Consider the following 12,187-nt stretch of genomic DNA (forward strand, 5'->3'; position numbering starts at 1 on the left):
TATACAGGTTCAACTTTTACAGGGGTCGATCGCAATAGCGAAAATTAGCATGTGGGATAAATTCAAACAAATCTTCTCAGTGGACTCTGTACCGTTTGCCAGCATCGGTGGTGCTAAAAAATGGTTTTCAGGGATTGCTAATCTCGACCCTGCGGCAAAACTTGCTACTTACTTGCAAGCATATGCCGAAAATCATTCTCGGATCACTATCAGCCCAAACTATGTTGCAACCATGTTTGTGGTAGATGCCTCATTGTATGACTCTTTCTTCTTTTTGAGAGAGCACTATACACAAAATCCTAAAATGCCTAAGCAGATGGAAGAGGCAAGCTGGCAGCAGATCGTTCGTTATGCTGAACATCAGTCTAATGTGTGGTTACATATTGTCCAGAGTGATTTCTTCGATGATCTGAACGAAGAGGCTCGCGCCCGCTCGATGTCATTGGTACTGCGTTATATCAATGTGATCGCTAAATTTTATTATTTTAGATTTCAGCCTGTACCTGTTCACTTTTGGACGTTAGCGCATCAGGTTTTCCGCTCTGCTGAAATGAGTGAGTTAGAGGCTCAACCACTTATCTTGCATCCGGATGCCTCTGCAAAAGAAGGCCCAACTTCCTGTACAGATGAGTATCTGACACTAATTATGTTAAACACACTCAGCTCAAGTGGTTTAACCCTTCGCCAAATTGAAATGGTCGACCAGTGGCTCCATATTTGGAGCAAAGGCGTTACCTTAGATAAAGTGTTTAACCCTGATAAACACCACTATGCGATCGATTTTTCTCAGCAAAGTGGCCCTCAACGCATTGTCAGCCCACTCAATAGCCCTTCTGCAAGATATGTTGATTGTAATGATCTACTAGTTCAGATAGATGCCGCAAGACAACTGATTCGAAATGGTGGTGCAGATGTCAGTAAGCTTGGCTTGCCAGACACTATTCGGCACCCTAGTGCACCAGAACTGTTAAATTTCTTACATGCACATTGGTCAGATACAGATGTCTCGAAAAAACGCAGAGCGCCGAGAGTGATGGTCAACAAGTTGTTGGATGTAGCGCTTGGATTTAAGCATGCGGCAGCCTTAATTAAGGCAGATAACATTGCTCAAAGTGGTGGAGAGGGAAAAACGGATGTCGATTATGATGAAATGATTGATATGCGTTTGTACGGTTTTGTTTCTCAGCGCACGAAAGAACGACAAGCAGCGGCTGCAAAAGTGGTGGTTGAAGAAACGCGTGAACAAGTGCCATTTGAAACTTGGTTAATGCAAGATGAAAGCGAAGGTGGTTTTGGCGTTGTCTTACCGTTTACGCGCAGTGGTGATGATCTAAAACTAGGTGAGCTATTAGCCATTCGCTTGGGCGAAGAAGAAAACTGGCACGTAGCCACGATGCGGCGTGTGAAACAACAAGAAAATAAGCATTATTTTGTAGGTGTGCAGTTACTCGGTGTTGATCCAATGATTGCGATGTACCGGGAAACAACAACTAAAGCCATGCACTATGCGGCGACACCATCCTCAGTGGCAGTAAACTTCTTGCTACCTAAGACGGCTATTTTTATTCCGCATGGCTTCCAACAAAGACATAGTCGTACCTTGCTATTGCAAGCAGAAGATTTTGCAACTGGCAAAATCTTAGAGCTAATGGTAGACGGCAAAATGCACGCAATGGAGTTGGTGAAAGTAATCGAGAAAGGTATTGGTTGGGTATGGTGTGAGGTAAGCGTTCTACCTATGGCTTCAGCTTAAACTGTCTATCTATTTCCTACACAATAAAATGTGAATAAAAAAATGGCAGCTATTTAGCTGCCATTTTTTATACGGTCTCACGCTGATTAGCTAAGCGTAGCCTTCGCGAATTTACGTTTACCAACTTGTAAGATCAATGTCTCACCTTGTTTTAATACTAGCGACTTATCGGCTACCTTCTCGCTATTTACTTTCACACCACCTTGTTCAATTTGGCGGAAAGCTTCGGAAGTGCTGTTTACTAGCCCCGCTTGTTTTAACGCATGAGCAATGGCAATGCCGCCATCGGTGGTTTGCAAGTTTACTTCTGGGATATCATCAGGTAACGCACCATCACGGAAGCGATTTAGGAAAGATTCAATCGCTGCATCACCAGCTGCAGCACCGTGGAAGCGGCTAACAATTTCTTTGCCTAGTTCAAACTTTACATCCCGAGGGTTGCGTCCATTTGCTACTTCCTCTTTTAAGGTGGCGATGTCGCTCAGTGGACGGAAAGATAGCAAATCAAAGTAACGCCACATCAAATCATCAGAAATCGACATCAGCTTACCAAACATTTCGTTTGGCGCTTCAGTGATACCAATGTAGTTACCAAGAGACTTAGACATTTTATTGACGCCATCTAAACCTTCTAGCAATGGCATGGTTAATATGCACTGCGGCTTTTGGCCATATTCCTGCTGCAATTGACGACCGACTAATAAATTAAACTTTTGATCGGTACCGCCTAGTTCCACATCTGATTCTAGTGCAACAGAATCATAGCCTTGCATGAGTGGATATAGAAATTCATGAATTGCAATTGGTTGGTTATTATTAAAGCGCTTTTTAAAATCATCACGTTCTAGCATGCGAGCAACAGTGTGCTTACTGGCCAAACGGATCATGCCTGCGGCACCTAAAGCATCAGACCAAGTAGAGTTAAAGCGAATCTCTGTTTTGTTTGGATCAAGAATTTTGAAAACCTGATCAGAGTAGGTCTTTGCGTTTTCTTGAATCTGCTCACGTGACAATGGTGGCCTAGTTGCATTTTTGCCACTTGGGTCACCAATCATGCCGGTAAAATCACCAATCAAGAAAATGGCGGTATGCCCCAACTCTTGAAAACGGCGCATTTTATTAATTACAACAGTATGGCCTAAGTGCAAGTCTGGTGCAGTAGGGTCCATGCCTAGTTTAATTTTTAGGGGACGGTTTTCTTTTAATTTTTCGATCAGTTCCGCTTCAGGCAATACTTCATCCGTACCACGTTTAATTTCTAGTAATGCTGTTTGTAAATCGGTGGACATGCTTAACCTCGTGTTGGCAGATTGCCTTGTTGCAGTAGCCTATGCCCAATAGGCAGACAGGCGGATATTCTCAAGAGGAGAGTTTTCTGATAACCTCAACCGGTTATCAATGTAGACAAACTCATCCTAACTACATGACTAAAAAAACTATTTTAACTGAAAAATCCGGAAAAAAGCGTATTCGTTGGACGATTGTCTTAACGAGTTTGCCAGTTTTGGTAGGTGCAGGTGCATTTGCAATCGTTCAACCAAGCGAAACGACCGCTCCGATTGAGCAGCGTTGGGTGACCAATGATGTAGAAATGCCTGTGGTTGCTAATGATGAAACGCTGGTCTTAAATAAAGAAGAGCGAATTCAGTCTGGCGATAGCTTAGCTGCTGTTTTGGCAAGAATGGGTATTAGTGACCCTGCTGCTTTAAAGTTTTTGCGTGAACAAGGTAGTCTCCAGGGATTGCAACAGATTCGTGCTGGCAAAGTTCTACAAGCGACAACCGATCTTGACGGCTCTTTAATTAAGCTAAGCTTTACTGACTCGGACGGCAAAGAAGTTCGCGTAGAGCAAAAGGGAAATAGTTTTCAGGTTATTCGTGGCGACTTAACGCTTGATTACAATGTCGCGATGACTGCAGGCACCATTACGAATTCCTTGTTTGGTGCGACGGATGCCGCCGGTTTACCCGACGATATTGCCACTGAATTGGCCGATATGTTCGGCTCGGAAATTAACTTTCACAAAGGGCTGAAAAAAGGGGATCGTTTTAAAGTCGTTTATGAAACCTTCAGCTACCAAGGCCGAGTAGTGAAAACCGGAAAATTATTGGCTGCTGAATTTGTGAATGGCAGCAAAACTTACCGTGCAGTTAGTTTTACAGCGCCAAATGGGCGTACAGAATTCTACACCCCAGAAGGTGAAAATCTAAGAAAAGCATTCTTGCAATCTCCAATGGAGTTTACTCGCGTGACTTCTGGGTTCGCGATGAGACTACATCCTGTGCTTGGTCAGTGGAAACAGCATAAAGGGGTGGATTACGGCGCGCCAACAGGTACAAAAGTAAAAGTGACTGCCGATGGTGTGGTTTCTTTTGCAGGTGTTAAAAATGGCTATGGCAATGTGGTTGAAGTAAAGCACTTTGGTGATTACAGTACGCTTTATGCTCATTTGTCTGGTTTTGCTCCAGGTCTAAAAGTGGGTACAAAGGTTCAACAAGGGGATTTAATCGCTTTTGTTGGCCAGACAGGTTGGGCGACAGGGCCTCATTTGCACTATGAATTCAAAGTGGCAGGAGAAGCAAAAGACCCGCTTTCAACGGTTGTGCCTTTGGCAATGCCACTAGATCCAAAGCTTAAACCATTGTTTACTAAGCAAACAGGTGAGTTGATGGCCAAGTTTGATCTGATGGAACATGCTTGGGGTAAAAGTCTCGACTAAGCCCCTGCTAAATGGTTATTCCAAAATACCGGCGAATGCCGGTATTTTCTTTTGGAGTATTTTACGTTGATTGATTTATCCAAAAAGTATGTAATAGGCTTGATGTCTGGTACGAGCTTAGATGGTGTGGACGCTGTGTTGGCAACATTTGATCCATCCCCTTGTATTCATGGTTCTGCCTATATTCCTTTTCCTGCTGCAATCAAAGAACGGCTGTTTAGACTAAATAGCCCTGCTCATGATGAATTACACGAATCTAATCTGATCGCTAATGAACTCGCTGTATTTTATGCCGAAGCGGTAGGCTTATTGCTGGAGAAAACCGGCGTGAATAAATCGCAGGTGCTGGCGATTGGTAATCATGGCCAAACGATCCGCCATCGTCCTGAATGTGGCTATACCGTTCAGATTGGAAATCATGCAAAACTAGCAGAACTCACTGAAATTGCTGTGATTGGTGATTTTCGTGCAAGAGATATTGCCGCTGGTGGGCAAGGTGCGCCATTGGTACCCGCATTTCATCAGCAAATCTTTCAAGATCAAGAGCATGCTGTTGCTGTATTTAATATTGGTGGGATCGCCAATGTTACTTGGCTGGGACGTGCCGGATCTACTGTTTATGGTTTTGATAGCGGCCCAGGAAATGCGCTACTCGATTATTGGTGCAAGCAGCATTTAAATAAAGATTATGATGAGTCAGGCAACTGGGCCAGAACGGGTGTGGTGATTCCTGAATTATTAGAAGAGTGGTTAGCGACAGACTTTTTTCATCTGCCCCCACCTAAAAGCACTGGACGAGACTTGTTCAATCCTACTTGGTTGGCTGGATATGACTTGTCAAAATATGCACCAGAAGATGTACAAGCAACATTAACCAAACTAACTGCTGTGACGATTGTGGATGCGTTAGAGCGCTATGCCGCGATCCCAGAGATGCTATATCTTTGTGGTGGTGGTGTCAGAAATAACTATTTGGTGGAATTAATCGCAGCAGATTTGCCCAATACGGTAGTGAAGTCTACGGATGAGATTGGAGTGCCATCTGATACATTAGAGGCTTTTGCATTCGCTTGGTTGGCATGGCGGTTTTGTCATGGTTTAGCGGGAAATCTGCCAGAGGTAACAGGGGCAGACGGGCCAAGAGTCTTGGGTGTGCTCCACCCCGCTTAAAGCGAGGGTTTGTTGCAACAAAAAAGCAGGCTCTGCCTGCTTTTTTATTTTTCTGAGTAAAAGCTAAGCTTATACAGAGAATGAAGAACCGCAGCCACAAGTTGAGGTAGCATTTGGATTCTTAATTACAAATTGAGAGCCTTCGATGCCATCGGTGTAGTCGATTTCTGCGCCGACTAAGTATTGATAGCTCATTGGGTCAATTAATAACGTCACGCCATTCTTTACCACTTCTGTGTCATCTTCATTGACTACTTCGTCAAAAGTGAAACCGTATTGGAAGCCAGAACAACCACCACCTGTCACGAAAACGCGAAGTTTCAAGTCAGGATTGCCTTCTTCATCAATCAGTTCACGTACTTTATTGGAAGCATTGTCAGTAAAATTTAAAAATTCTGCTACTTCAGCCATTTCGCTCATGGATTGCTCCTTAAAACCTAGTAAATTACTTGGGTATTATTATCCGCCTCTCGATGACAAACGTCAATTCGATCCATTAAGGCATTAGCGGCACAATTTGTAATCCCGTTGTTTCAGGCAGACCAAAAATAATGTTCATGTTTTGTACGGCTTGGCCTGCGGCACCTTTTACCAAATTATCTTCAACAGCCAAAATAACCGCTGTATCGCCGCCTTGTGGGCGATGAACTGCGATGCGGCAAATATTAGCACCGCGTACAGAGCGGGTTTCTGGGTGTGAACCTGCAGGAAGAACATCAACAAATGTTTCGTTTGCATAGCGATTTTCAAATAAAGCCTGCAAATCGACATCTTTTGTTAGTTTTGCATAAAGGGTTGCATGAATGCCGCGAATCATTGGTAGAAGGTGAGGCGTAAATGTTAGTCCTACTTCGCTGCCATTTGCAATGGAAAGACCTTGGCGAATCTCTGGTAGATGTCTATGGCCAGCAACGCCGTAAGCTTTAAAGTTATCGCCAGCTTCTGCTAATAGCGTGTGAACTTCTGCTTTTCTTCCTGCACCTGATACACCAGATTTGCAATCTGCAATTAAATTACTTGTATCAACGACACCAGCTTCAATTAAAGGCAAAAAGCCTAGTTGAACGGCGGTAGGGTAGCAGCCTGGGTTCGCAATTAAACGCGCACCTTTGATTTTCTCGCGATTAATTTCTGGCAGGCCATATACCGCCTCTTCAAGCAAATGTGGTGCTGCATGTGTCATACCATACCACTTTTCCCAAGTGGCCTGGTCTTTAATACGGAAATCTGCAGCTAAATCAATGACTTTAATACCGGCATTGAGTAATGCTTCTGCTTGTTGCATTGCAATGCCGTTTGGCGTAGCAAAAAATACCACATCACATTGCTGAAGTTCGCCGGCATCAGGGTCGGAAAACTTTACATCAACAAATCCGCGTAGGCTGGTATACATATCGGCAACAGGCATGCCAGATTCTTTGCGAGAAGTCACCGCCTGAATTTTTACATTTGGGTGTACAGAAAGAATGCGAAGAAGTTCAACGCCTGTATATCCCGTGCCACCAACAATACCTACCTTGATCATGCTGAGTTTCCCTTTAGCTGAATGGGTGCATAAATGATTGATAATGCTTGATCATACGAATATTTGATCGACTCGAGCAAGCAAGAAATGAGCGAGTTATTAATTTGTATGTGTAACATATGCAAAAAGCCACCCGGAGGTGGCTTTTTGTAGAACGTATAACAGTCCAGATTAACGCTTGGAGAACTGTTTGCGGCGACGTGCACCACGTAGACCAACTTTTTTACGTTCAACTTCACGTGCGTCACGAGTAACGAAGCCAGCAGCTGAAAGAGCTGATTTCAATGCTGCATCGTACTCAACTAATGCACGAGTAATACCGTGACGAACTGCGCCAGCTTGGCCGTTCTCACCGCCACCGTTTACGTTCACTTTGATGTCGAAAGTGCTTAGGTGGTTAGTAAGTTCCAATGGTTGACGAACAACCATACGACCAGTTTCGCGAGAGAAGTATACGTCAAGTGGCTTGCCGTTTACTTCGATCTTGCCAGAACCAGCTGCTAGGAAAACGCGAGCTACTGCGCTTTTGCGGCGGCCGGTGCCATAGTAGTATTTACCGATCATGATTCAATATCCCTGAATTACAGTTCCAGCACTTTAGGCTGTTGTGCTGTGTGTGGATGGCTTTCACCAGAGTATACTTTCAGCTTTTTCAGCATCGCGTAACCCAATGGGCCTTTTGGCAGCATGCCTTTAACAGCCTTTTCGATCAGACGCTCAGGGAACTGATTTTTCATCTCGGTAAAGGTACGCTGATAGATACCGCCTGGGTAACCACTGTGACGGTAGTAAACTTTATCTTCAGCTTTATTACCAGTTACGCGGACTTTGTCTGCGTTAACTACGACGATGAAGTCGCCTGTGTCCATGTGCGGGGTGTAAATAGCTTTGTGTTTGCCGCGCAGACGGTGGGCAATGGCGGCTGCCAGACGACCCAGCACCAGGTCTGAGGCGTCCACCACAAACCACTCGCGCTGGATGTCTTGCGGCTTGGCAGAGTAGGTTTTCATCTTGTGTATTCCAAGTAAACAAGTCGATTCGAGAAAGTGCAAGATTCTTGCAGAATATTCTTTAGATGTCAAATCAAGAATTTGCATCGAGCCAAGAATTTTATCTGAACTCGCCCAATAATGGGAGTCTCCTGTTAGAATATTTTCATTATTTCTTCATTTTTGTTGTATCTCACGCATGTGAACTCAGCATTTTCGCTGTTTTGCTGTGAGTTTATCTATGTATTTGGAGGGTGGAGCAGTGAAAGCGCGTGTGAAGTGGGTGGAAAATCGTAGTTTTTTAGCAATGAGCGAAAGTGGGCACTCTGTATTGATGGATGGTCCGCCTGATGCGGGCGGTAGAAATTTAGGTCCTCGCCCAATGGAAATGTTGTTGATGGGTGCGGGCGGGTGCTCTGCTTTTGATGTGGTGATGATTCTTGAAAAAGGTCGTCAGGCAGTGGTTGATTGTGAAGTAGAGGTAACAGCCGAGCGTGCAGTGACTGATCCAAAAGTATTTACTAAGATTCACCTGCAATTCAAGGTAACCGGAAAGTCGCTAAAGCCTGAAGTGGTGGAGCGTGCTGTAGCGTTGTCTGCTGAGAAATATTGTTCTGCAACCATTATGCTTGGCAAGATGGCTGAGGTAACGCATTCGGTTGAAATCGTGGATGTAGCCTAAGCGCGCTTATTTGAATGCGTTCTAGCCTTGTTTAAAGCGCTTTAGAACGAAAAAAGCGATGCACTTTATAAAGTGGCATCGCTTTTTTTATTGATTAGATAGCAATTGGGGTAAATGCTTAAATCCAGTAGCTAGATTTTGTCATGACTTTTGAAGTGAGTTGCATCATTGCTTTAACAGGTAGAGGTAAATTAGCCGCGCCGTGCTCAATTGCTTGATCCGCATGTTCTAGTTCATCGGTTTTCATCTGATCCAAGATGGCGTAGCTTTTTTGATCTTGTGGAGGCAGTTTCTCCATGTGTTCATCCAGATGCTTAGCAACTTGATGTTCTGTTTCGGCCAGAAAGCCCAAATTCCATTTGTCGCCGATTAAACCTGCTGTAATGCCGATGGCGAGTGAGCCTGTATACCAAATAGGGTTTAACAGGCTTTTATGGCCACCTAGCTCGTCTATACGCTTTGCTGTCCATGCTAGGTGTTCGGTCTCTTGCCAAGCTGCCTCTGTGAATGCTTCTTTGTTTTTTGGGTCACGCGCGGTTAGTGCTTGTCCTTGGTAGAGTGCTTGGGCGCATATTTCGCCGCAGTGATTGATCCGCATTAGCCTAGCTGCGTGCTTTTTTTCTTCTTCTGATAGTTCCGCATCTGGCGTTTGCACATCCGGGTGGGGGCGTCTGCTGCTTGCTTCGGCAAAAAGGGTGCGTAGCCCTTTATCGAACTCAACAATTAGTTTGTCTAGTGACGGTAACATAATCTATTGCTCTATTAAGGTGTGGCTTATTTATTTGTCTGAGTTGAGTTTGTTTACTCTTCTCTGGCTGGTACTAAGACGGTTCGGTTGCCATTAGTTTCCATTGGGCTGACTAAACCTGCTGCTTCCATTTGCTCAATTAACCGTGCGGCACGGTTGTATCCAATACGTAGTTGTCTTTGAACGGCAGAAATGGATGCTTTTCGCGTTTTTAAGACAATGCCCACTGCTTCGTCGTAAAGTGGGTCGCTTTCATTGCTGCCTTCTAAAATGCTGCCTTTAAAAGGATCACCTCCTGCGCCATCACCACCGATGCTTCCTTCTAGGATGCCTTCGATGTAGTTCGGTTCCCCGTGTTGTTTTAGATAGCTAACGACATGGTGAACCTCATCATCTGCCACAAAGGCACCGTGGATACGCTGTGGGTAGCCGGTTCCCGGTGGAAGATACAGCATGTCCCCCATCCCTAAAAGGGTTTCTGCGCCCATTTGATCAAGAATGGTACGAGAATCGACCTTGCTTGAAACTTGGAAGGCAACCCGGGTTGGGATGTTGGCTTTAATGAGGCCGGTAATCACATCGACGGATGGTCTTTGGGTCGCTAGCACTAAATGAATGCCTGCCGCACGCGCCTTTTGTGCCAAACGCGCAATGAGTTCTTCAATTTTCTTGCCGGCTACCATCATTAAGTCGGCCAATTCATCAATGACCACAACAATGGTTGGTAGTTGTTCTAGCGGTTCTGGATTATCCGGCGTGAGGCTAAATGGGTTGGTTGCTTTTTGCCCTTGCTTTTCCATCTCCTGCATTTTTTGGTTGAAACCAGCCAGGTTTCTTACGCCCATATGCGACATGAGACGATAGCGTTTCTCCATCTCGGCGACGCACCAGTTTAACGCGTTCGCAGCTTGTTTCATGTCGGTTACAACTGGTGCTAGTAAATGCGGAATACCTTCGTAGACAGACATTTCTAGCATTTTTGGATCAACCAAGATAAGCCTAACTTGCTGCGGTGTCGCTTTGTAAAGTAGCGAGAGCAGCATCGCGTTAATCGCAACTGACTTACCCGAACCAGTCGTACCTGCAACGAGTAAGTGTGGCATTTTGGTTAAATCCGCAACAATCGGTTGCCCAGAAATGTCTTTACCCATTGCAAGCGTGAGGGGGGACGGTGAGTTGCCATAAACACTTGCGCTTAGTACTTCAGAAAGTCTGACTGTTTGTCTTCTTGGGTTCGGAAGTTCTAACGCCATATAGGTTTTGCCTGGAATGGTTTCTACAACACGAATCGCGGCTAAACCTAATGCACGGGCAAGGTCTTTTGCTAGGTTAACAATCTGGGCCCCTTTAACGCCGCTAGCAGGGTCAATTTCATAACGGGTAATGACGGGGCCAGGGTAGGCGGCAACCACTTGTACTTGGACGCCAAAATCCGCCAGTTTCCGTTCGATTAAACGAGAGGTATATTCAAGCGTGCTTGCTGCCACGGTTTCTGTTTCGAGCGGCGGCATGGCCAGAAGTGAGAGTGGTGGTATTGGTGAGTCTGGAAGATCGGTAAATAATGGCGCTTGTTTTTCTTTGATAGCCTGTTTTGAAGGTTCAATTTTTACGGATGGAATGGTTTGGGGTGCCTTGTTGCTAGCAGCTAAGCCTGCAGGGCTAGTGTCTTGCGCTTTTTCTTCTGCTTCCCACGGTAATTCGTCTTTAACCGGTGGGAGATCTTCATTGAAATGATCTTCTTCAGAAAAATCCAAAATGGATGGTTCTTCGATTTCATTTAGCGGATGAGCCAATGAGGGTTCTTTGGTGCGCAGTAACGGTTCGACCTTTTCTCCTGGCACAACTACTTCTACAGGTGGTAAATCTTGCTGTCTTTTCTTTTCATCTGCGAGATGCTGTTCGCGAACTGCTGCAGCCACTTCGCCAGCTTTGCGGTCTTGATGAGTGTGCCAGCTGCCGATGCCTAGTTCATATAGTCGTTCTAGTCCTGCGCCAAATTTTTCGATGGCACTTAACCATGAAAGACCCGTAAAGAGTGAAATGCCAATGCCAAAACTGACAAACAACACGAGTGTGGCCCCTGTGAAGCCAAGTGTTTTTGCTAGTGGGGCACTAATTGCTTCGCCTAACATGCCTCCGTGCGCATCGGGGAGTTGCACTTTTAGTGTGTATAGGCGTAATGATTCAATGCCACAGCTAGAAATGAGAATCAGCAAAAAGCCGATGATTGCAATCGCAATGACGGGTTTATTGGGGTTGGCTAATACTTCTATGCGGCGGTATCCCCATAAAATAGCGGATAGACATAAGATCACCCACCACCAAGCAGAGAATCCAAACAGGTAAAGGAGTAAGTCTGCAAACCACGCACCGAACTGCCCGCCGTGATTATGGACATTGGTGTGGGTGGCGCTATGGGACCAACCAGGATCTCCACGGTCAAAGCTAGTCAAAATGAGGACTAGATAAATTGCAGAAGCGACAAGTGCAAGCCACCAAGATTCTCTTAAAAGTGAGAACATTTGAGGTGTCATGGAGGTTTGCGCCATGTTACGTGTTGGTTTTTTATTCGAAAGCATGCTCATTTGATAATAGGATGAG

General features: G+C 45.1%; 11 protein-coding genes. 4 read left to right on the top strand and 7 right to left on the bottom strand.

The features are described from left to right. The first annotated feature begins 49 nt into the window (after positions 1-49). Positions 50-1,753: a cyclic-di-GMP receptor FimW-related protein gene (locus LIN78_RS01040; RefSeq protein WP_227177613.1), complete on the top strand. Its 1,704-nt coding sequence runs from the start codon at positions 50-52 to the stop codon at positions 1,751-1,753. Between the two features lie 86 nt (positions 1,754-1,839). Here LIN78_RS01040 and tyrS read toward each other — a convergent pair whose 3' ends face one another. Beyond that, positions 1,840-3,042: a tyrosine--tRNA ligase gene (tyrS, locus tag LIN78_RS01045; RefSeq protein ID WP_227177615.1), complete on the bottom strand. Its 1,203-nt coding sequence runs from the start codon at positions 3,040-3,042 to the stop codon at positions 1,840-1,842. A 134-nt stretch (positions 3,043-3,176) separates the two neighbouring features. Here tyrS and LIN78_RS01050 point away from each other — a divergent pair, with 134 nt between their 5' ends. Continuing rightward, entirely contained in the window at positions 3,177-4,472 is a 1,296-nt protein-coding gene (locus tag LIN78_RS01050; protein ID WP_227177617.1) for a M23 family metallopeptidase, read from the top strand. A gap of 66 nt (positions 4,473-4,538) precedes the next feature. Next, positions 4,539-5,642 (top strand): anhydro-N-acetylmuramic acid kinase, encoded by a 1,104-nt coding sequence (locus tag LIN78_RS01055; RefSeq protein ID WP_227177618.1) that lies wholly within the window; start codon positions 4,539-4,541, stop codon positions 5,640-5,642. A 69-nt stretch (positions 5,643-5,711) separates the two neighbouring features. Here the strand turns inward: LIN78_RS01055 and erpA are convergent, their stop codons facing one another. From erpA to rplM, 4 genes are all read right to left on the bottom strand, one after another. Beyond that, on the bottom strand, positions 5,712-6,062 hold the full coding sequence (gene erpA / locus LIN78_RS01060; protein WP_373307713.1) for an iron-sulfur cluster insertion protein ErpA: 351 nt from the start codon (positions 6,060-6,062) through the stop codon (positions 5,712-5,714). Positions 6,063-6,138: 76 nt separating this feature from the next. Beyond that, complete coding sequence (gene argC, locus LIN78_RS01065) at positions 6,139-7,167, bottom strand: N-acetyl-gamma-glutamyl-phosphate reductase (RefSeq protein ID WP_227177620.1); 1,029 nt, start codon at positions 7,165-7,167, stop codon at positions 6,139-6,141. Positions 7,168-7,338: 171 nt separating this feature from the next. Beyond that, positions 7,339-7,731, bottom strand: coding sequence for a 30S ribosomal protein S9 (rpsI, locus tag LIN78_RS01070; protein ID WP_227177622.1), 393 nt, complete (start codon positions 7,729-7,731; stop codon positions 7,339-7,341). Positions 7,732-7,748: 17 nt separating this feature from the next. Continuing rightward, positions 7,749-8,177 (bottom strand): 50S ribosomal protein L13, encoded by a 429-nt coding sequence (gene rplM, locus LIN78_RS01075; RefSeq protein WP_227177624.1) that lies wholly within the window; start codon positions 8,175-8,177, stop codon positions 7,749-7,751. Positions 8,178-8,418: 241 nt separating this feature from the next. On the opposite strand from rplM, the gene LIN78_RS01080 reads away from it, so the two are divergent. Further along, the gene (locus LIN78_RS01080) at positions 8,419-8,838 is read left to right on the top strand and encodes an OsmC family protein (protein WP_227177626.1); all 420 of its coding nucleotides are present in this window, start codon (positions 8,419-8,421) and stop codon (positions 8,836-8,838) included. Positions 8,839-8,956: 118 nt separating this feature from the next. On the opposite strand, the gene coq7 is transcribed toward LIN78_RS01080, so the two are convergent. Both coq7 and LIN78_RS01090 read right to left on the bottom strand, forming a co-directional pair. After that, positions 8,957-9,586 carry a 2-polyprenyl-3-methyl-6-methoxy-1,4-benzoquinone monooxygenase gene (coq7, locus tag LIN78_RS01085; protein ID WP_227177628.1) on the bottom strand — a complete coding sequence of 210 codons (630 nt, stop codon included), beginning with the start codon at positions 9,584-9,586 and terminating at the stop codon, positions 8,957-8,959. Positions 9,587-9,639: 53 nt separating this feature from the next. Continuing rightward, positions 9,640-12,171, bottom strand: coding sequence for a DNA translocase FtsK (locus tag LIN78_RS01090; RefSeq protein WP_227177631.1), 2,532 nt, complete (start codon positions 12,169-12,171; stop codon positions 9,640-9,642). Positions 12,172-12,187: the final 16 nt, after the last annotated feature.

It is taken from the genome of Leeia speluncae, assembly GCF_020564625.1.
Lineage (GTDB): Bacteria > Pseudomonadota > Gammaproteobacteria > Burkholderiales > Leeiaceae > Leeia > Leeia speluncae.